We start from the raw sequence: 19714 nt of genomic DNA, 5'->3' as shown, positions 1-19714 counted from the left end.
TGGGGGGTTCAGCCGTTGAACAAGCTGACGATGGGCGGAAGGATGACGAAGACCAGCATGAGGAGTACGCCGAAGGTCACCGGCAGCACCATCGTGGTCGAGGCTTCGTTGGCCTGGGCTTTGGAGTCGGCAAGGATCGCCACGCGCAGCTGGCGGGCCTGGGCCTGGAGGGTGGTGTAGACGGCGGCGCCGTCGCCCGCGAGAGCGAGCGTGTCCGCGGGCCGGGTCAGTTCGGGGATGTCGAGCTGCTCCCCGAGCTGCTTGAGAGCGTCCCAGACGGTCGTGCCGGACAGGTCAGCTTCGGCGAACGCCTGCCGCATCCGCTCGAAGATCCAACCGTCGCCGACCTCCGCCGTCTCCGTCAGGGCCTGCGCGGCACCCGCGTTCGCGATACGGGCGAGAGCGACGCGGTCGAGGTAGGAGGCGGCGGCGTGCCGGACGACCAGGCGGGCCGCGGCGGCGTCCTTCTTTACCTCCCGGCCGGGCCACATCCAGAAGAACACGCCCATGGCCAGGGATGCGCCGACAGGCATGACGAAGGGGAAGACCACGCCCAGGACGGCGAGAAGCCCCGCCGCAAGCTGCATCAGAACCAGCCCGTACAGGCCGAACAAGAAGCGCTTGCCAAGGTGCTCGGCGGGGGAGATCCGCAGCAGGGCCAAGTCACGCACCGGGAGGGCGATCCGGTCGCCGGCTGCTGCCAGGATCCGGACACCGACCCGCTCGGACACCGAACCCGAGCCGGCCGCAGGGGCCGGCGACAGGCGGTTGGAGGTGCGGGTTACGTCGAGGCGGTCCAGCGCGGTCGCGAGGTCGGGGCGGCCCGGCCACAGGGCACGGATCGCCAGGCCGACGCAGGCGCCAGCGGCTGCGGCCGGAAGGACCGCGGAAAGAGGAATCATCGGAGAAGACCTCCCGACAGCGCGGCCGGGTCGGGGAGCTGGGGCAGCGGGTTGAGGAGGCGGGGGTCGGGCTTGGTGCGGGCGGCGCGGCGCAGCCAGGACAGCGTCCAGGCGAAGAGGCCGCCGAGGACGGCGAGGGCGACCTGACCCATCGGGGACTGGTACCAGGCGGACCAGGCCGAATTGAGCATGCAGCCGACGAAGACCACGCAGATCACCACGGACACGATCCGGCTGGACTTGCGTACCTTCGCGCGGTCGGACTCGATGTCCCGTGCATCAGCGGCCTGCTGGTGGATCGTCACCGCGAGGGCCTCGAGCGCGCGGGACAGGCCCGGGCCCTTGTAGATGGCGTGGGACTGCAGGAGCAGCACTACGTGGTCGGCGACCCCGTCGGCGAGCTCGTCGGCGAAACCGGCGAACGCCAGTTTCGCGTCCATCCCGGACCGCAGCCGCTCCGAAAGCAGCCGCACGTTCGGCGCGATCGGGCCGGGGGCATTACGGGAGCTGGAGTGGATGGTCTGGGTGAGGCTGATACCCGCGGTGTGGATACCCGCCAAGCCGTTGAGCCACTGCCCGATCGCTTCCAGACGCTCGATGCGCTGCTCGGCGGCCGTCCCCGGATTCAACAGGAAGGGGAGGCCGATGACGGCAGCGCCGGCGAGCAGCCCGTGGATGGGCCAGCCCGTCCATGCCCACACCCCGAGCGTCACCACAACGGCGATCGCGCACAGGTGGCGCCACCGGCGCTGCCAGGCTTCCGGGAGTTCCGATCTCGCCCGTTGGATCCGGCCGGCCGTACGGGTGGCGGGCTTGCCCGGGTCCACGATGCGTCCCCGGAAGGAGCGGATGGCGCCGATCCCGGCGAGAACCATGACGACGGCGCAGCACGCGGCGACGAGGGCCAGCTGGCTGGAGTTCACCGGGCCTCCCAGGCAAGTGCGGTCATCAGTTGAAGTGCAGGACCACGGCGATCACAGCGCCGATCACGGCGGTCACCATCAGGCAGACGGAGATGAAGAACATTTCGGAGGTCACGGGGCTCCCAGGTGGATGCGGTCATCGGCTCACCAGTTGCAGGGGCGTTTCCCAGGCCGTCTCGGGCTGCTGCCCTGTGAGCCAGTGCCGGTAGAAGCTGCCCGTGAGTTCGAGGGAGTCGATGAAGGAGGGCATGTTGCGGTAGACGGCGCGCGGCTCGTCGCCCTGCGGAGCGAAGAGCTCGCTGGTGGTGGGGCGTCCGCCTTCACCGACGTCGTCGTGGACCTCGTAGATGTGCGAGACGAAGCGGTGCTTGCGGCCGCCGATCGCGGTCTCGTCGAGGTAGGTGAGGTAGATGACGACATCGACGGAGGAGGCGATGAGGTGGTGGGCGGCCTCCGTCTGTACCCCGGCGTTGGTGCACAGCTGGACGAGGCGGCTGATGATGGCGTGCGGCCGCCGTACGTGCAGGGTGCACATCGAGCTTTTTCCGCCCGAGGACATGGCCTCGAACATGGGCAGGATCTCCTTCGAGCGGACCTCTCCGACGATCACCCGGCTGGCGTTGTACCGGAGGGCGGTCTCGTACATCTCGGAGATGGAGATCGCGCCGGCCTGGTCGCCGGCTCCGCGTACTTCGCCGTTGGACTGGCGGGCCTCGAAGGCGAAGGTGAGCGGGCCCGGCTTCTCTGGCGGCCCGGGCTCGTCCAGGTAGAGCTCGCGGTCCGACTCCAGGGTCACGAGCCGCTCGCTTGCCGGGATCTCCCGGCCCAGTGCCCGCAGCAGGCTCGTCTTGCCGGCCCCCATGTCCCCGACGACCAGCAGATTCAGCTTGGCCTGGACGCACGCGATCAGGAACGCACGCAGGAGCGGGTTGATCGTGCCCCACTCGAGGAGCTTGTCCAGGCCGTGCTCGCGGATGCGGTGCTTGCGGATTACTACGGACGGCCGGGTGGTGAGCAGGCTCGCCGTGACGCGAGAGCCGTCGGGCATGCGGAAGCCGACATTGGGGGTGGCCTGGGTCAGCGAGCGTTCGCCATGCCCGGACAGGCCGGCCATGCGGTTGACCCAGGCGATGAGCTCCGTGTGGGAGTCGGAGACCTTGTTGATGGTGCGGCGGGGCTGGTCGTAGTACTCGATGTGGGCTGTCAGGCCGTCGACCATGATGTCCTCGACGCCGTCCTGGTCCAGGAGCGACTGCAGGCGGCCACCGCGGTACATCGCGTTGAAGACGGCGTCGCCTATCGCCCGTTCCTGGTCGGAGGTGAGCGGGGTGTTGCCCTGGGCGTAGAGGGTTGCCCAGTTCGCGACCGCCGTGTTCACCAGCGAGCGCGCCCGGGCCCGGCGGTCGTCATCCTCCAGCAGCCGGGTGGGGTCCTCCGCGGTGAGATTGTGGGACACCTCGGCCTGCAGGGACTCGATGACATCCCAGCTGACGGGCAGTTCACCGGGCAGCCCAGCGAGCCGGGGGACCGAGGCGGGATGGGTCGGCGCCGCGGCAGCCACCGGACGCGCCACCGGAACCGGGGGCAGGACGGAAGGGTCTACGGGCGGGCGTCCGTGATCGGGAGTACGGCTGGGGCCGATACGGCCGGCCAGCAGACTGGTGATGTCCGCCGGACCCGCGGCCCCCTGGCCGGGGCGCTGATGGGTGTCAGCCACGCGAACCAGCCCCCTGGTTCAGCCGCTGCAGCACACCCGACAACTGCGGATACGCCGCCGGCTGCGGGTAGCGGCGCTGCAGTGCACGGCGCGAGGCCGCAGCACGGAAGTCCTCGGACGCGGTCCGCGCGCGGGCCAGCAGGGTCGCGCGCTTGCTGCGCGGCGGCTGTCCGCCGTGGGTGAGGTAGCCGGCGGTCTCCGGGTCGAAGGGCAGCGTAGCCAGGACCGGCAGGCGCAGGGTGGCGGAAACCTCGTGGGCGCGGGCGGGACCGTCCTCGATGAGGAGCAGGCCCAGCGCGTCCGCGCCCGAGCCCCGCTCGGCGAGCTCACCGCGCAGGGGTTCGACGATGTGGCGGGCCAGCGACAGGGACTGCTTCGTGCCGCGTACGACGAGGAGGACCAGGTCCGCGCCGTGGAGCAGAGGTGCCGGGGTCAGGACCGGGTGAAGGTTGCCGGATTCCAGGGCGATGCGGCCAGCGTCGATGACCACGTCGTAGCCGCCTTCGTCGGCCAGGACCCGCATCACCTGTGCGAGTGCGGGCCAGGTCCGGCTCAGTGCCGCCGCTTGCCCTGGATCGGTCAGTCCGGGCAGGGCGCGCCGGTTTCCGGAGGCATCGAGCGGGATCAGGTGGCTGGCGAAGGTGTGTGCGAGTGCGTCGCCGCCTGCGCGTTCGGCGGCCGCCAGGTGATACAGCCCGTAGGAGGCGTCCACCCGGCCCTCGAAGAGGCCGGCCCTGATGGTGCCCCCGGCCGGGTCGCACTCTGCGAGCAGAGAGGGCCTGGACGAGGCCAGGGCGAGCGCGAGCGCGCTGGTGGTGACGCCGCAGGACTTCGCGGCGACGAGTGCGGTCACGGTCATGAGGTGCTCCGTGCTTCGCGGACCAGCGCGATACGGCCCGCCGAGGCCCGGGTGGCCAGGAGCGGGCCGTCCGAGACGGCCACGGCCAGGTTGATGATGACCGCGCCGGAGGCGTCGGGCCGGCTGACGGACACGACGACGGCCTTCACCGAGACCGGAGGGGCCTCGACTTCCTTCCCGCCGCCCTGGTCTCCCTGAGCAGGCACGGTCACCGCGAGGACCTTGTCCCCAGGGACAAGAGCACCCGCCGGGGCCTGGCCGCGCTTGACCTGCACACCTACTTGAGCCTTGTCGTCACCGAGCCCCGTGCCCGAGTTCAGCTGCGAGGCCAGGAGCAAGCCGCCCTTACGCAAATCCACAGCCGGACGCTTGCCGATCACCGACGCGCGGTCGGCGGCGGGCATCGGAGTGAGCGCGGCGTCCGCGGACACCTCGGCCACCACCACGTCGGCGTCGGTCAACGCCTGCCCTGCTGGCACGTCCTGCGCGATCGCGAGGACCTTGGTGCGATCACCCACGGAAGTGACGGCCGCGGCCGCGCCGAGCGCACCGGCGACGGCCAGCACGGTGCACAAGGCAACGACGCCGTAGCGGCGCTGCCGCTTGACGGGCACTGCCGTGGTGATGGGGAGGTCGGAGCGCGGACCGGCAGGACGCGGGCCGGCGGGGCGCGGGCCGGCGGGGCGCGGCATCGGCGGGGCTACGGGGGATTCCATACGGGGGCCTCTCGGGGAAGAGCAGGTGCGACGTGCTAGTTGAGGACCTGGACCTCGACGACGTTGATGTCCACGGCGGTGGTACGGACCTCGGTGAGCTGGCCGGCCTGGGCGCCGCCGGTGACCTGCCAGTCGATCGACCAGGTAGAGGTCGCGGTCACGTGGTACTTCCCGCCGGCGGTGGACGAGGGCGCGGTGTAGCGGTGCCCGCAGTCCGGAGACGATGCCTTGCCGTACTCCGCCTTGTAGGGGGTCCCGGCCGTGGTGCAGGTGACGGTCATTCCGTCGCCCATGCTCCACACGATCTTGCTGACCTTCGCGGTCGCGATCACGGTCACCCCGCCCGCCGAGGCGCTGGCCGTGTTCGGGCCGTACGTCTCGGGGCCGGTAGCGGTCCACATGTAGACGGGCATGCCGACCACACCGGTGCCGCCCGGCTTCGGCGTGATGCCGATCGCCGGCGGGCGCAGGAGCATCTTGTCCACTGCCTGCCTCGCCAGAACGGCAGGGTCGACCGCAGCCGCGACGGGCGGAGTTGCAGCCCAGATTCTGCGGATGATCGTGAGCGGGCTCTCGGAGGGAAGGAAGGTGCAGCTCTCCCGGTAGACCGCGCCGTCTCCCGGTTCGTGGCCCTCCCAGTCGAGGCTCCCGGCGGGAGGCTGCGGATCGAGGAGTTCGTAGGAGCACACCCAGCGCGCCGCGGAACTGCCGCTGCCACCTCCGCCGCCCTCACCGCCGCCTCCGCCGCCGGGCTTGCCTCCGCCGTTCTGTCCGGGCACCTCCACCCCTACACAGACGAAGATGCCGCACGGGGTAGTCCCGGTAGTAGGCGGTGGGGGAGTGGCGGCCGTGGCCGCAGGGGCGGTCAGGCTGGCCGCGACGAACACGGCGGTCGCCGCGTTTCGCCCCAAGCGGGTCAGCACGGACGGCCCTGGGGTTCGTCACGGATGACCCGCCAGCCCTCCGGCCAGCGCTCCACCACAGAGGTGATCACGTACTTCGTGAGCCGGCTGGACGGCAGGGGCACCGGCTCCTTGGTCCCGGCGTCAAGGACTTGCCACTGCGAGATGTCCAGGCACGTGGTGAGCGAAGCGCTGGGGACCTTCTGGTCGAGGTTGATCTGCGTCACCGTCGGGGATCCCACGACGACGTCCCCGGTGTAGATCAGGTTCTGGCCGTGGGCCCGCTTGGCGTCGGTTTCAGCGCTGTCCAGGGCCGTGGACGCGGCGTACTGCTTGAGGTTCGCACCCGTTCCGGAGGGATCGGCGTAGAGCTTCGCCATCTCCTTCCAGTACATGCCGTAGACCTGCTGCACTTCAGCCTTGGCGGCCTCCGCGGGATCTGTGGTCTGGGTAGGCGAGGCGGACCGGCTGGCCTGTGAAGGTTCGCTCTTCTTGCCGTCTGTATCCCCCGGCGATGTGCAAGCAGAGGTGACGAGCGCACACGCGACAAGGAGCAGAGGGAACGCTCGGGCGTGCTTTACACGTTGAAGCCTGTTCCGTTCACGTTGAGCGATATGCGCCACTGTGCCTCCCCCATCCATAACGATTTCCACTGTGACGGCGAGGCCTTCTGGGCGATGGGCCGATGCGGATCGCTACCGTCACACGCGACCAGACTGTTGCCATACGTTACGCAATGTTTGGCCAACAGTGGAAGGAGTAAGTGGAGTTCAGGGGCTTGCGAAGGGAGTAAATCGGCACATTCTCGTGCTGCGGGACGTGTGGACCGGAATTCAGTTCACGAAGTCCGCCGAGCGGGACGGGGACGCATCCCGCTGCACGCCATGTGCAGCACGAGTCGACTAATCAGCACTTCTGATTCCTGTCATCAGGCAGCCATGTTCGGGACATCAATGGCCGGAAAGCAGCGCAACCTTCTGAGCTGCACCCAGCGATCAACTCCGCTGAGACTCTTGAGCGGCAACAGTGTTTCGCCGATCCCAGGCAAACTCAGGCTCTGCGATCACACCGCTATGGTTGATCAATTCGAGTAGCCAGCCACGTCGGGGGAGCAATGCGGTCTCACAGGGGTTCCAGAAGGTTCGTCGCCTCGACGGCCAGTCTCGTCGCAGCCAGCTGGTTGCTCGCAGGCTGCGCGAGTGACGGCCCCGGCGAATCAGGCAAGAACGTGAGTCAGCAGACGGCTTCCCCGGCCACGAAGCCGCCCGCCCGCGCTGCCTTCGACCCGCCTCTGCGATTCGACGGCTCGGGAGGAGGCCCTGATGGTCTGACGGACGCGCGACAGCCGAGCACCAGCAGCGGCGATGCGAGCCGACCCGCCGTGACCCTGGCCGACGGCACCGCATACATCGCGGCCGAGAGCGGCTTGAAGGCAGTCGACACCGGGACCGGAACGGCGCGATGGCAGGCGGACACGAAGAACACCCCGGAGCTGGGCGGCTTCGGCAACGAACGGACCGCTCCGCTGGTGACACCCGCCGACGGAAGCGCGACCGTGTTCGGAGCGTTCGACAGGACGGTCACGGCACAGGGGACGACGCCCTCACGCCACCTCATTGAGGTACTCGCCGTGGACTCGGCCACCGGCAAGACCGTCTGGACGGCCGAGTTCCAGCCGGTGTCGGGCGGCCCGGTGGCTCTCAGCGAGATCCGTGCGCCGCAGGTCGTCGCCACCGACAAGGACAACGTCGTGGTGGTGGCGTCGAACGCGACCTACATCCTGAACCGGCAGGACAGCAGCGTGCGCTGGAAGCAGCCCGGCTTCCGGGCCGTCACTTTGGCGGACGGTGTGGTCGCAGGGTCCCAGTCCACGGATGTGATGCAAGGCCAGATCTCCGGCTTCGCGGTGGACACAGGGCAGCCTCGCTGGACGGCGCTGAAGGGTAAAGGCCCTCTGCCCGCATCATCCGCCGGCCCAGGGCTGGTAGCCACGAGCAGCGACTCGAAGCTGACGATCCTCGATGTCGCAACAGGCGCCGTCCGGGCGGCAGCCGACAGCCCGGAGAAGCTGCCCGGGTCGTGGAACTGCCGCTACGACGAGCGGTCTCTCGTGCTGTGCGCGCTTGAGACCGGTGGCGGGAGGACCAACAGCATCGTCGTCTTCAACGCCTCGCTGCAGAAGTTGTGGCAGCTGCCGGACGGATCCGGACGGCTGATCCCACGGGTGACAGCGTTCTGGCACGGCGCTGTGTACGGCAGAAGCTCAAACGGCTCCGTGGTCCTCGACGGACAGACGGGTCAGGACCGCTCTGCATCAGCCGAGGAGAACGCCCCCTTCGAAGTCGATCAATACTCGGGCCTCGCGCTTTCGAACGGAGAAGTGACCTTCCGCAAGGCGACGGGCTAACGACGTGGCCGCTGCCATCAGGCAGAGGTTGGGGAGACGCGGTATTCAGAGGGGTTGGAGCGCGGCACGGATGCGTGCGCGGCTGTCAGCCGTGACCGTCCCTCCCGGGGCGGTCCCGAGTTCGGTGTCCAGTTCCCGTAGGCGGTCGCCGACGCGGGTGGAGGTGATGGTGCCCATCAGGTTCAGGGCCGCGGCGGTCGCGGTGTCGGCGGCTTCGGGCTCGTCGGCGCGGACGTGGGCGCGGGCCAGGGCTATCTGGTCGAAGGCTCGGCTGCGGACCCGGTCGGCGGGCCGGTTGGCGGTGCCCCGCTCGATCAGGGTGATGGCGTTGCCGATTCGGTCGGGTGCGTGCTCGGCGGCTTCGAACTCGCACACGCCGGCGGTGACGCGGAATTCGGCGAGGTCGAACCAGGCGGCCCAGCCGGGAGTCGTTGTGGCGTCCTCGTCGGCGAGGGCCTGCTCGGCGGCACCGGTGGCGCGGGTCATCTCGTCGATGTGCCCGAGGGCCGCGTGAGAGCGCGCTTCGAGCGAGCACAGCAGGGCCCGCAGCCGGCCCGGGGGCAGTTTGCGGGTGCCGTACTGGGCGGCCTGGACGAGCTCAAGGGCGTCGTCGGTGCGCCCCAGGTGGTTGGCCTGCCGGGCGAGGCAGTTCAACAGGTGCCCGCCGATCCCGGCGCCGTCACGGCCAGCCTGCTTGGCGGCCTGAAGCCCGAGGAGGAGGTAGTTCTGGGCATCGGCGTGCGCGCCGGCGTCGTGGGTCATCCATCCGGCGACGGAAGCGAGTTCCGCGATCGCGACGAACAGGGCGCGACCCGTCTCCTCGGTGTAGATACCGGTGCGGGTCAGGCGGGTGACGTGCTGAAGCTGACCGACGACCGCGAGACGGGACAAGCCGCCGCCGTGTGCGTTGTCCAGTTCGCGGAACGCGTCGGTGGTCGCCTCGATCCGTGCCACGTCCGACAGGCCAAGCCGGGTTCCGGACCGTTCGGGGGCGGGCAGGGGTTCGAGGTCGTGCAGGTGCAGCCAGGGCTGGACGGCGTTGACCAGGGCGGCGCCGGATAGGTGGCGCGCGCGGGACGGGGTGCGGTCGTCGGTCACGGCATCGCTCCGGGTGGTGTCGAGTATGGCGGCCACGACCGTAAGCGCGGACCACGCCTCTCCTCCCCAGGGCGGCGGTCCGGCGGAGGCCAGGCCCAGATCAGCCGGGGCGAGCGTGCGCCCATGGCACAGGCTGCTCATGGCCTCGGCGAGGAACGCGGAGACGGGGTGGCGGGGCCGTTCCCCCTTGTTGATCCATCGGGAGACGCGCGAGCTGTCGGGCTGGATGTCGTGGCGCCCGTGCCGGGCCGCCACCCGGCCGACTTCCGTCGCGATCCGGCTGTAGCTGGCTCCAGAGATGCGCACCCAGTGCGCGAGGGCCTCGTTCGGCCGTGCTCCCAGCTGCGCCACCGTGTCCACCTGATCCGAGTAAGTGAGAACTGCGGGAATGGTCAAAGGTGCGATTCCAGGCTACGCCCAGCGGCACGAACTACAGCCTGGTCCACGGCTGTTCGCAGCGATTCGCAGCGACACCGCAGCACTGCCGCTTTCTCGGAACGCAGGCAAGCGCAACGGGGTTCGCCGTGGAGACGCAGCACGTGGAGGGGGTCAACTGTTCCCAGCCCGGCAGCACGACGCCGAGTGCACGGCGGAGGGGCGTTCGACCTCCCGATCTACTTCAAGGCCGACGCCCAGTTCATCGTGCCGGCCTTGGAGGACCTGATCCGACAGCCCTACACGAAGGAGTCCGTCATGGAGAACACCGAGATCCAGGCCGTCCAGACCATCGCCACCTCCGAGGTCTTCACCACCCCCGAGGTCACCGACCTCGGCACCGTCTCCGAGGTCACCCTGGGCAGCGGCGGGTTCAACAACCCCGACCACACCATGTACTACCAGGGCTGACCCGCCCGGCGCCGTCCGGCGCCACCTCGGGTGAACGCGCGCCCGGGACGGCCAGCCCTGACGGGCTGGCCCGTTCCGGGCGCGCGTTCGCCTTTTCCGGAACGTCTCACCGAGAGGGAGAGCCCCGACATGAGGTACGTCGCAGGCACGGTCACCCACACGCCCCCGCCCACCACCGGCCCGCGCCCGCGCGGCGGACACGAAATCCACGACGACGGCACCCTGCGCGCCTGGACCGTCGACCACGGCCCCCACGAAGTACAGCGGGCGCTGTCCAGGGACGGCACCGCGGAGGTGATCCTCGTCGGCGACTGCCTGGCCACCGTGGACGAGGTCCGGGATGCCGCCGACGCTGCGGTGCGCGGCTACTGGCACGCCGTCACCCAGCTGCACGGCTCCTACATGGGGATCGTCCGGGTCGGCCGCACCATACGGATCACCGGAGACCGGGCCGCCACCGTCCAGGTCCACTGGGTCGCCGATGCCGCCGGGGCGGTGACCTGGTCGACGTCCGCCGCCGCTCTCGCCGCCCTCGCTGGCGCCGTCCCGGATGTTGTCCGTCTGCTGGCCGAGTTCACCACCTGGGGCGTGGAGCCAGGCACCGACGGCTGGTTCGGCGGCATCCACCGGGTCCCGCCAGGAGCGGTGCTGACCCTCGCCCCCGACGCCTCGCCCTCGATCGAGCGGCTCCCCGCCCCAGGCCGGCGCTCGTTCGCTGACGCCGCCGACGCACTGCGCCACGAACTGCCGCTCGCGGTCGGCCGCCGTGCCCTGTCCGGCCAGCCGGTCTCGGCGGATCTGTCCGGCGGTGTCGACTCCAGCTCGATCACCTGCCTGGCCGCCGCCCACACCGACCTCACCGCCGTCACCTACGTGGACGCCGCGATGGCCGACCAGGACGACACCCGGTACGCGGCCGAGATCGCCGCCGCCCACCCGGGCATCACCCGGCACCTGGTCGACGGCCGCCACGTCGGCAGCCGGCACTTCGACCGGCTCGACGAGCCCGCCAACGTCCCCTTCAGCGACGCCCCCACCCTCAGCGTGGGCATGCTCGCCATCCTCGGCGCACAGCTTGCCCCCGCCGTCACCGCGGGCAGCACCGGGCACCTCACCGGCTGGGGCGGCGACAACGTCCTGGACGCGTTTGCGTCACCGGCCGACCGCTACCGGTCCGGCGACCGCGTCGTCGCCCTCCGCGACGCCTACCGGCTCGCGCGGGACCGCCGCGCCGCCGCCCACCCCATCCTGCGCGCCGTCACCGCGGCCGGACGCGGCACCCACCCCCGAGCGCTGGCCGACCTCGCCGACACCGTCCTGACCGGCCCCGCCCCGAGCGCGCTGCCCGACGCCGCCGACGCGGCCCGCTGGTGCGGACGGCTGTCCGCCGCGCGCTGGCTCACGACGACCGGCCGCACCGCCCTCGCCGACCTGATCGGGACCCGCGCCGCCACCGCCGACCCCACCGTCGGCCCCGGCGAACTACGCGAGCGCCTCGCGCTGGAGGCCACCGGGACCGAGTACTCCGGCCTGGACACCCTCACCCGCACCTTGTGGGACCTGCCCGTGTACGCGCCGTTCCTCGACACCCGGATAGTCGACATCTGCCAGGCCGTCCCCGCCTGGGAACGGCGCCGCCCCGGTGACTTCAAGCCCTTGGCCCGCGCAGCTCTCACGGGTCTCGTCCACGCCCCGGTCCTGGCCCGCCGCACCAAGACGCCGTTCAACGGCGTCTACGACGGTCTGCGCGTCAACGCCCCCGCCCTGCGCGGCCTCCTGGCTGGCTCGGCCCTGGCTGACGCCGGTCTCATCGACCCCGCCGCCGTCCTGGCCTCCCTGGACCACACGATCCACGGCTCCCCCGCCGACCTCGGGAGCGTTCACGCCCTGGTCGCCGCCGAGCTGTGGCTGACGAACCTCCCGACCGGCTCCGAGGCTTGGTGGGAGCCGACTCCGATCCGGGAGAGCAGCCGATGACCGAGCCCCGCCTCCACGCCGCCCGCGGCCCCGCCGGCGCGGCCCTCCTCGACCTCGCGACCGGCCGGTGGACCCTCCTGGACCCCATCGCCGCAGCCCTCCTCGACCTGCCGGCCTCCGCACCCGAGCGGGCCGCCGCCATCGAGGGCGCCACCGCACGGTGGGCCGCCACCGGCGCCGACCCCGACCGGGTTCGGGCCGACCTCACCCGCGCCGCCGCCGACCTCGACCACCTTCGCGCCGGGCGCCCCGTGCACCACGCTCGGCCCGGCCCGCCACCGACGGTCCTCTGCACCCCCACCGCCCGGACCACCCTCCGGGACCGTGTCACCGCAGGCATCGGCCTGGCCGCGGCCCTGCTGCTCCTGCGGGCCCTGCCGATCCGGCACGTCGTCACCGTCGCCCGCGCCGCAACCCGCCTGCCCGGCCGCCCGGCCCGCGTCCACGACGCCGAAGGCATCCTCTGCGCCGTCCGTGCCGCCGGGACCTGGTGGCCGGGCCGTGTCGCCTGCCTGGAGGAGTCCCTGGCCTGCCATCTGGCCGCTGCCCTCACTGGCCACCGCGTCCACTGGGTGCTGGGGGCCCGCTTCACCCCGCGCGGCGCCCACGCCTGGATTGAGGCCGACGGCCACGTGCTCGGGCAGGACGACCACGACCGCCTCTGGCCGTACCTGCCCGTCCTCACGGTCAGCAATTCGAACGGGTGATGGACCAGGGGTGTTTGCGTATCCACCCGTATGAGTGACGCGTTGCGCCAGATGTGACAGACACACAACACCGCACCCCGACCACTCCGCACCCCCGCGCCCCTCTCGGGGAGCGGCTCGGAAACCGCCTTCGCCGCCGACGGCGACCGGCCCCCGAACCGCTCCCCGCATGGACGCTCGCCAGCGAACGCCACGAGGACCGCACCGACGGCTTGCTCACGATGGCCCGCACCCTGCCCCGCCTGATGCGGATCACGCTGTCCCTGGCCTGGCGGGCCGACCGCACCGCGCTGCTGCGCCTGGTGGGACTCCAGCTCGCCACTGGCGCCCTCACGGCCGTGGCCCTGCACCTCACCCGGACCGCGCTCGCGGCCCTGTTCGCCGCCGGAGCCCCGCTGGAACGCCTCGACCGCGCCGAACTCGCCCTGCTCGCCTTGGCCGCCGTCGCTGCCGCCCGCTCCCTGGCCTCCGCCGCGACCGTCGCGACCACCGCCCGCCTGGGCCCCCGCGTCGACGGCCGCGCCGAGCTCGCCTACCTCGACGCCGCCACCCGCGTCCCACTCGCCGCCTACGACGACACCGCCTGGTGCGACCACGGCGAGGCCGCCAACCGCGCCGCCAAGGACGCCCACACCATCGTCGAATCTCTCGTCGCGCTCACCGGCGCCGCGCTCGGCATCACCGCCGCCGCTGGGATTCTGGCCGCCCTGGACCCGCTGCTGCTGCCCTTGCTGGTCCTCGCGGTCCTGCCCCGTGCCTGGGCCGCCGCCCGAGCCGCCCAGGCCGCCCACCACGCCGACCGGCACGCCGTCGGCGACCGCCGTACCCGCCACATCCTCATGTACCTGGCCGCCGGACGCAGCACCGCCCTCGACGTCCGCGCCGGCACCATGCGGCCCTGGCTCCTCGACCAGTACCAGGCCGTCAGCCGCCGCCTGGAGGACCACACCGCCCGCATCGGCGCCGACACCGCCCGCCGCCAGCTCACCGGCGACACCCTCGCCGGCATCGCCACCCTGCTCGTCTACGGCGCCCTGCTCTGGCTGGCCGTCCACGGCCGGATCCCCACCGCCGACGCCGCGACCGCCCTCATCGCCGTCCAGACCAGCCGCATGCTGCTGACGGGCATGGCCACCGGCCTGACCACCACCTACCGCATGGGCCTCTACCTAGAGGACTGGGCTAGTTTCCTCACCGATGCCAAGGCCCGCACGACCCTCCCGGCCGCCCCCGCGCCGGTCCCCGCGAACCCGGCGGTCATCCGCGCCCAGAAGGTCACCTTCGCGTACGAGGGCGCTACCGCCCCCGTCCTCACCGATATCTCCCTGACGGTCCGCCGCGGCGAGATCCTCGCCATCGTCGGCCACAACGGCGCCGGAAAATCCACCCTGGCCAAACTCCTCGCGGGGCTCTACGCCCCCACCAGCGGCACCGTCAGCTGGGACACCACCGACCTCACCACCGTCGACCCCGACCAGCTGTTCTCTCGCCTTGCGATGCTGCCCCAGGACATCGCCCGCTGGCAGGCCACCGTCCGCGAGAACATCAGCCTGGGCCAAGGCGACCAGAGCGACGACGCCGTCCTCGCCGCCGCCCACGCCGCAGGCGCCACCGAGGTCATCGACTCACTCCCCGACGGCCTCAACACACACATCCGCCCCTCCCAGTCCGGCGGCCGGGACCTCTCCGGCGGCCAGTGGCAGCGGATCGCGGCCGCCCGCGCCTATGCCCGCAAGCACGCACCCCTCCTGATCTGCGATGAGCCCACCAGCGCCCTCGACCCCCGAGCCGAACAGGCCGCCTACGACCGCATCCGCGAACTCGCCGCCGACCGAACCGTCATCCTCATCACCCACCGCCTCGGCTCCACCCAGCACGCCGACCGCATCATCGTCCTCGACCACGGCCGGGTCCTCGAAGAAGGCGACCACAACAGCCTCCTGGCCGCCGGTGGCGAGTACGCCGCCATGTGGACCACCCAGGCCAGTGCCTATACCCACACCCACACCAGTCTAGGATCCGCGAGTCGATGCGCAATGGCGGCTGAGGATGCGCAATGAATGCGCAAATCCAGGGCTCGCTGCGCATTTGCTACAGCCCGCAGCCGTCGTTATCGATCTCTTGCGGTCTTTCGGAGAGGGACACGGGGGGCTCCGTACCGTCCAGGGTATGACGGGGAGCTGACCAGGGCTGCGCTGCAGACTCAGGGGCTTCACGTTCGGGTGTCGTGCTCCAGGCCGTCCGTGTAGGCGGCGGGGTGGGCTGTGAGGCGGGAAGGCGCCCGCCCTGCCAGGATGGAATTGAGTCAGCGCCAGCGGCCTCCGGGCTACCTCTACGGAAGGAGTGATGCGGTGATGTCCGACTTTATTTCGATGGTGGCGGAACAGGATCCGAAGCTGGCGGAGATCCTGGCCAAAAGGATTGCCGACATGCGGACGGCTGATGACGCTCTTGTCAAGGCGGCGGAATTCGAGCTGGCCGAGCTTCACCAGAAGCGCCCGAAATCCATTTTTGTGTTGCGTAACGCCCACCCTATAGGCGAGTTCTTCACCAAACCTCCGTCACCCGATCCGGAACTCGTTGGACGCCGCGCACGCATCGGGCTTGCGGCTCGTTCGGTCATCGAGAGGGTGGAGCGGCGGCATCATGAGTGAAATGACCATATCCGGACCCCAGCTTTTTCGCGTCAGCGACGGCCCCGTGGCGGTTCCGGGAAACTCGTCGAACTCGACGACGGAGCAAGAAGCCTTCGGCCAGTCCTCCGGCGGTTCGACGTACCTGACATGCGCGATCACAGTGAAAGACCCCGGAGATGATGACCACGCGTATGGCGGCGTGGAGTCATCCTGGGCTTTCCTTGTGCAGTCCCCAGGACCCAGCCCCCTGCTGCTGAGAGTTCAATTCGGGACACTGAGTCTGCGAGCCTTCGGCAGTCGGCACAACGAGTGGGGTTGGTCGTCGCACGAAGTCTATGCCGGGCTGCATCCGTTCGCCCAGGTGCTGCATCCTGAAGTCCGAGATCTGACGCCGAATCCACAAAGACCGGTCCTTGAATTCTGGAACATCGATCTTGGCCCGCAGAACAAGGCAAGCATGCGGAGATTGGTCGGCAGCAGCACGGAGGACACCGGTCTCAACATGAATCGGTGGGACAGGACGCTCTTGGCGTTCCCCAGCGCATTCACCTTCAGGTATGCACCCTCGAACCCCATCGCTCAAGGCGAATTCGTCGCATTCATTGTGGGGTTCAGGCTCATGGTCTCTGCTCCCGAGGTGGATGACTACGACTTCCGGTTGAGCACGGAATCATCCGCCACTATCTCTTGGGTGAATCTGGAGTCGGTTACGTAGGGCAGGGTAGCCTCCAGTCCAGTGGTCGATGATCACGTGAATGAGCCGCCGCCTGCCCGGCCACGGTCCCGCAGCCGGGCCTGAACATCCCCGACGCCTCCTGGACCAGCCACCCGCGTTCCACCAGGCGCTTCGCCTTCGACCGCACCCCCTCAACCTTCGCCGGCGTCGGCTCCAACCCCAGGCGTGTCACGGACCGCCGCGCGGCGAACCAGGTTCAACGAAAGGGCAGCGGCCCCGCACCCCCTCCACGGGGTGCGGGGCCGCTGCCCTTCTCCGGTACGGCTACGTGGTGACCGGGAGAGCCGTTGCCGACTCCAGGGCCGCGCGGTGGCGGCCGGTGACCGAGTCGGGGCCGATGAGCAGGCCCTGGGGCGTGAAGTGCGGGGGCGGGAGGTGGCGTTCGAGGGCAGGGAGGTAGTTCCAGCGCAGGCCGGGGTGGGCGGAGTGCGCGTAGTGGTGGAGGTCCCCGTAGGGGAGCCAGGTCGCGGCGGCGAGCATCGCGAGGGCGCGATTGTGCGGGTAGAGGCGCAGGCAGCGGCCGGCTTCGATCTCGGCGGGGGTGCCGGTGCGGTGGTCGGCGTCGAACCAGGTGTGCTCGACGAGCAGTGAGGCCCAGGCCAGTAGGGGGTAGAGCAGCAGGCGCGGGACGAGCACCCCGGCGAGGACGGCCGTCCAGCCGCCGGTCGCGTACGCGGCTGCCAGGACCAGGGCGACGGCGGGACCTGCTGCATACCGGCCGGGCTGTGGCCGCAGGTTGGCCGCCAGAGTGGAGGCCGTGACGGCAATGCCGCGCGCGGTAGCGGGGAAGAGCAGGGCGGCGGCGAAGCGGTAGCGCTCGACCCCCGGTCGCATGCCGGCCTGGGAGAGCTCAGCCAGGTTGGGGTCGCTGGACAGGGTGGCCGCAGGGTGGTGGTCGCGGACGTGACGACGTCGGCGTACCGCGACGGGGGCCAGGCCTAGTGGGTAGTGCGCGCCGAGCGCGGCCAGGACGTCGTTGGCGCGGCGGGTGCGGGCCAGCACCCCGTGCACGGCGTGGTGGCTGATCTCCTGGAGATGCCGGAGCTGGACGGCGACTCCGGCCATCGCGACCACGGCGCCCAACAGGCCGTGCTCGGCGAGCATCCAGTACCCGGCTATCTGCACCCACTGTCCGACGACCAGGACGGTGGGGGTCCAGTTGTTGGCCCGGGCGCGCTGGAGGGCTATGAGCTGCGCCGCGTCCGCGGCGTGGGGCCGGCCCCGGCCAAAGCGGAGACGGTCGGGCTGGCGCAGCAGGATTCCGGCGGCGATCAGGGATAAGGCGAGCAGCATGCGGCGATCCCGTGGCGAGCAGGGCAGGCCGTTCCCACCCGATAATCACACACCGTACATCTAGTGGACTAGTTATGGTGGGGGTGGGTGAATATCCGTCTTCGGGACGTGAAAGAGGCGGCCCACCGGTTAGGTGGGCCGCCTCCTTTGGTGGAAGTTCTTCTACAAACCGGCGACGGCCGAGTCGATGCGGCTCTGTTCCCAGGTGCCGGCGTCAAGTTGCGGGCGGGCGACCGCCTCGTACGCCTGCAGGGTCCGTGGGGCGGAGTCCGCGCCGTGGCCCCACACGGACTCAAAGCGGCTGGTCCAGCGGCCGATGCCTTTGAAGTGCACGCTGGAGCGGCCGCGCTGGTAGTCGACGTCTCCCTGCTCCTCTTCGACGAGCGCGGCGGCATCGGCGAAGATGGCGGCGTCGATGGCCTGCTCGGCGCGCAGCCGGTCCCGAACGGCGAGCCCGCAGGTGACGCCCAGGTCGCGGTGCTGCCCGACGAGGTCGAGCAGGGAACGGGCGAAGTCCGCCTTGGCCAGATCCGTCGCGAAGACGATGAAGACCCTGTTGATGGTGCCGCCGGCCTCGGTGAACCGGCGGTTGGCGGAGATGTACTCACGCCGTCCGGTCAGCAGGGTCGGGTCGGTCGTCAGGTCTGCGGCGAGGATCCGCTGCGGCTGGGCCTGGGACGCGGTGACGGTGTTCACCAGGAGCGCGCTGAACCGTGGCACGTCGGAGGAGAAGACGCGAAGGTGCCCGTCGGCGATCTCGTTGTAATTCGAGATGAGTTCGGCTTCGAGACCGGTACGGACCTGGTTGTAGTACTCGGCGTTGTCCATGGCCTTCAGGTTAGTGACCCGGCGCAGCTGGATGTACGTCTTTTGCGTCCAGTAGTGGCCGACTGCCAGGATCAGGATCAGCACGGCCTGGACGACCAGAAGCACCTTGAGGTTGACGCGGTCCATAGCCCAGCCGACCACCGGAGCGGCGAATCCGACGACGGTGACGACCGCGCTGAGCGCGGGCGAATTCAGTACGGCGCTGACCCTGCCAAGCGGGCTTGGCTGCGCTTGGGACATTTTCGGTTCCTCCCCCTACAACGGCCCGCCTTGGGCCAAGGCTTCATGATTCCCGAGGCCTTGGCCGCGAGCTCACGGAACCGGGGGATTCGTGGTGGTTATCGGCCCGTTCGGCGCGATCACCGGCCGGGAACCGGCTCAGGCGCCACTGACCAGTGCGATGTCGTAGTCGACGTCCCACCGGTCGGCGGGGATGACGATGTCCGCGGTCTCCACGGGGCGGTCGCCGTCGTCCAGATAGGTCCGCTCGATCAGCGTCGCGAGGGTCCCGGTGGCCACCCCGAGCTGCTGGGCCTGGTCCCGGTCGATTTCGATCGGCCGCACCCGCTCCACCGCGCGGACCACGGCGATACCCAGGTGCGCCATCCGGTCCACGACGCTGCGGCCGCCGAGCGGCCCGCCGTCGGGCAGCACCACCGCGCTCTTGCCGGTGATGGCCATCGGCTCCCAGCTGGTGCTGCTCATCACTGGGCGCCGGTCCTGGTCGAGGAACTCGTACGCCGTGCGCACACACAGTGCGCCCGGCTTGATCCGCAGCCGTTCGGCGATGGCGTCGGGGGCCTGGACTTTCGCGGTGCTCTGCGCGTCCCAGGTGGAGATGCCGGCTGGGGCGAGCGGGGCGCTGGGGTGTCCGGGGGCCGGGCAGCGAAGCATGCGCAGCCGCTCCAGCGGGGCGCGGACGTACGTGCCGGCCCCCGGGCGGCCCTCCAGGAGGCCCTCGGTGATGAGCAGTTCCTGGGCGCGGCGGATGACGTTCTCCCCGACGCCGTACTGCTCGCCGAGGGAGATACGCGAGGGAAGGCGGGAGTCGACGGCCCACTCGCCGCTGGTGATGAGCGCCCGGAAGGCGGCGGCGACCACCAGGTAGGGGGCACCAGTCGTGTCGGCCATGCCTTCTCCGTCGTCCGTCGCGTGCTGACTGCCGGT

General features: G+C 70.4%; 18 protein-coding genes. 7 read left to right on the top strand and 11 right to left on the bottom strand.

Annotation, left to right across the window (positions count from 1 at the left end; translation table 11 throughout):
• Nucleotides 1-8 precede the first annotated feature (8 nt).
• From J7F03_RS02920 to J7F03_RS02890, 7 genes are all read right to left on the bottom strand, one after another.
• Nucleotides 9-902: a type II secretion system F family protein gene (locus J7F03_RS02920; RefSeq protein ID WP_214947034.1), complete on the bottom strand. Its 894-nt coding sequence runs from the start codon at nucleotides 900-902 to the stop codon at nucleotides 9-11.
• On the bottom strand, nucleotides 899-1825 hold the full coding sequence (locus J7F03_RS02915) for a type II secretion system F family protein (RefSeq protein ID WP_214947033.1): 927 nt from the start codon (nucleotides 1823-1825) through the stop codon (nucleotides 899-901). Before J7F03_RS02915 ends, J7F03_RS02920 begins: the two co-directional genes overlap by 4 nt.
• 136 nt (nucleotides 1826-1961) lie before the next feature.
• The gene (locus tag J7F03_RS02910) at nucleotides 1962-3542 is read right to left on the bottom strand and encodes a CpaF family protein (protein WP_214947032.1); all 1581 of its coding nucleotides are present in this window, start codon (nucleotides 3540-3542) and stop codon (nucleotides 1962-1964) included.
• The gene (locus tag J7F03_RS02905) at nucleotides 3535-4401 is read right to left on the bottom strand and encodes a hypothetical protein (protein WP_214947031.1); all 867 of its coding nucleotides are present in this window, start codon (nucleotides 4399-4401) and stop codon (nucleotides 3535-3537) included. Before J7F03_RS02905 ends, J7F03_RS02910 begins: the two co-directional genes overlap by 8 nt.
• Nucleotides 4398-5117, bottom strand: coding sequence for an SAF domain-containing protein (locus tag J7F03_RS02900; RefSeq protein ID WP_214947030.1), 720 nt, complete (start codon nucleotides 5115-5117; stop codon nucleotides 4398-4400). The genes J7F03_RS02905 and J7F03_RS02900 overlap by 4 nt, the downstream gene beginning before the upstream one ends.
• Before the next feature lie 35 nt (nucleotides 5118-5152).
• A complete protein-coding gene (locus tag J7F03_RS02895; protein ID WP_308378967.1) occupies nucleotides 5153-5896 on the bottom strand; it encodes an ATP/GTP-binding protein in 744 nt (247 codons plus the stop codon).
• Nucleotides 5897-6033: 137 nt separating this feature from the next.
• On the bottom strand, nucleotides 6034-6432 hold the full coding sequence (locus tag J7F03_RS02890; RefSeq protein ID WP_308378965.1) for a secreted protein/lipoprotein: 399 nt from the start codon (nucleotides 6430-6432) through the stop codon (nucleotides 6034-6036).
• A 1217-nt stretch (nucleotides 6433-7649) separates the two neighbouring features.
• Between J7F03_RS02890 and J7F03_RS42240 the strand changes: the two genes are divergently transcribed.
• A complete protein-coding gene (locus tag J7F03_RS42240; protein WP_214947028.1) occupies nucleotides 7650-8426 on the top strand; it encodes a PQQ-binding-like beta-propeller repeat protein in 777 nt (258 codons plus the stop codon).
• Between the two features lie 45 nt (nucleotides 8427-8471).
• Here J7F03_RS42240 and J7F03_RS02880 read toward each other — a convergent pair whose 3' ends face one another.
• A complete protein-coding gene (locus tag J7F03_RS02880) occupies nucleotides 8472-9875 on the bottom strand; it encodes a transcriptional regulator (RefSeq protein ID WP_214947027.1) in 1404 nt (467 codons plus the stop codon).
• Nucleotides 9876-10106: 231 nt separating this feature from the next.
• Here J7F03_RS02880 and J7F03_RS02875 point away from each other — a divergent pair, with 231 nt between their 5' ends.
• The 6 genes from J7F03_RS02875 (at nucleotide 10107) to J7F03_RS02850 (ending at nucleotide 16405) form a co-directional block, all read left to right on the top strand.
• Nucleotides 10107-10370 (top strand): lasso RiPP family leader peptide-containing protein, encoded by a 264-nt coding sequence (locus J7F03_RS02875; protein ID WP_214947026.1) that lies wholly within the window; start codon nucleotides 10107-10109, stop codon nucleotides 10368-10370.
• Between the two features lie 129 nt (nucleotides 10371-10499).
• Nucleotides 10500-12347: an asparagine synthase-related protein gene (locus tag J7F03_RS02870; RefSeq protein ID WP_214947025.1), complete on the top strand. Its 1848-nt coding sequence runs from the start codon at nucleotides 10500-10502 to the stop codon at nucleotides 12345-12347.
• Nucleotides 12344-13054 (top strand): lasso peptide biosynthesis B2 protein, encoded by a 711-nt coding sequence (locus J7F03_RS41875; protein ID WP_214947024.1) that lies wholly within the window; start codon nucleotides 12344-12346, stop codon nucleotides 13052-13054. The genes J7F03_RS02870 and J7F03_RS41875 overlap by 4 nt, the downstream gene beginning before the upstream one ends.
• Before the next feature lie 221 nt (nucleotides 13055-13275).
• Nucleotides 13276-15114, top strand: coding sequence for an ABC transporter ATP-binding protein (locus tag J7F03_RS02860; RefSeq protein ID WP_251071332.1), 1839 nt, complete (start codon nucleotides 13276-13278; stop codon nucleotides 15112-15114).
• A 291-nt stretch (nucleotides 15115-15405) separates the two neighbouring features.
• The gene (locus J7F03_RS02855) at nucleotides 15406-15708 is read left to right on the top strand and encodes a hypothetical protein (RefSeq protein ID WP_214947022.1); all 303 of its coding nucleotides are present in this window, start codon (nucleotides 15406-15408) and stop codon (nucleotides 15706-15708) included.
• Nucleotides 15701-16405, top strand: coding sequence for a hypothetical protein (locus J7F03_RS02850; RefSeq protein ID WP_214947021.1), 705 nt, complete (start codon nucleotides 15701-15703; stop codon nucleotides 16403-16405). Before J7F03_RS02855 ends, J7F03_RS02850 begins: the two co-directional genes overlap by 8 nt.
• 285 nt (nucleotides 16406-16690) lie before the next feature.
• Here the strand turns inward: J7F03_RS02850 and J7F03_RS02845 are convergent, their stop codons facing one another.
• From J7F03_RS02845 to J7F03_RS02835, 3 genes are all read right to left on the bottom strand, one after another.
• On the bottom strand, nucleotides 16691-17719 hold the full coding sequence (locus J7F03_RS02845; protein ID WP_214947020.1) for a fatty acid desaturase: 1029 nt from the start codon (nucleotides 17717-17719) through the stop codon (nucleotides 16691-16693).
• A 162-nt stretch (nucleotides 17720-17881) separates the two neighbouring features.
• The gene (locus tag J7F03_RS02840; RefSeq protein WP_214947019.1) at nucleotides 17882-18787 is read right to left on the bottom strand and encodes a hypothetical protein; all 906 of its coding nucleotides are present in this window, start codon (nucleotides 18785-18787) and stop codon (nucleotides 17882-17884) included.
• 138 nt (nucleotides 18788-18925) lie between these two features.
• Nucleotides 18926-19678: a GntR family transcriptional regulator gene (locus J7F03_RS02835; protein ID WP_214947018.1), complete on the bottom strand. Its 753-nt coding sequence runs from the start codon at nucleotides 19676-19678 to the stop codon at nucleotides 18926-18928.
• Between the last annotated feature and the right edge of the window lie 36 nt (nucleotides 19679-19714).

Origin of the sequence: Streptomyces sp. ISL-43 (assembly GCF_018614195.1) — a bacterium.
Lineage (GTDB): Bacteria > Actinomycetota > Actinomycetes > Streptomycetales > Streptomycetaceae > Streptomyces.
The sequence above is the reverse complement of the archived record's forward strand: the minus strand, read 5'-3'. Positions and strand labels throughout refer to the sequence as shown.

Excerpts from the sequence above, each read along its gene's own strand:
- J7F03_RS02920 (WP_214947034.1), bottom strand. The coding sequence starts at position 902 with ATGATTCCTCTTTCCGCGGTCCTTCCGGCCGCAGCCGCTGGCGCCTGC.
- J7F03_RS02905 (WP_214947031.1), bottom strand. The coding sequence starts at position 4,401 with ATGACCGTGACCGCACTCGTCGCCGCGAAGTCCTGCGGCGTCACCACC.
- J7F03_RS02900 (WP_214947030.1), bottom strand. The coding sequence starts at position 5,117 with ATGGAATCCCCCGTAGCCCCGCCGATGCCGCGCCCCGCCGGCCCGCGC.
- J7F03_RS02870 (WP_214947025.1), top strand. The coding sequence starts at position 10,500 with ATGAGGTACGTCGCAGGCACGGTCACCCACACGCCCCCGCCCACCACC.
- J7F03_RS41875 (WP_214947024.1), top strand. The coding sequence starts at position 12,344 with ATGACCGAGCCCCGCCTCCACGCCGCCCGCGGCCCCGCCGGCGCGGCC.
- J7F03_RS02860 (WP_251071332.1), top strand. The coding sequence starts at position 13,276 with ATGGCCCGCACCCTGCCCCGCCTGATGCGGATCACGCTGTCCCTGGCC.
- J7F03_RS02850 (WP_214947021.1), top strand. The coding sequence starts at position 15,701 with ATGAGTGAAATGACCATATCCGGACCCCAGCTTTTTCGCGTCAGCGAC.
- J7F03_RS02845 (WP_214947020.1), bottom strand. The coding sequence starts at position 17,719 with ATGCTGCTCGCCTTATCCCTGATCGCCGCCGGAATCCTGCTGCGCCAG.
- J7F03_RS02840 (WP_214947019.1), bottom strand. The coding sequence starts at position 18,787 with ATGTCCCAAGCGCAGCCAAGCCCGCTTGGCAGGGTCAGCGCCGTACTG.
- J7F03_RS02835 (WP_214947018.1), bottom strand. The coding sequence starts at position 19,678 with ATGGCCGACACGACTGGTGCCCCCTACCTGGTGGTCGCCGCCGCCTTC.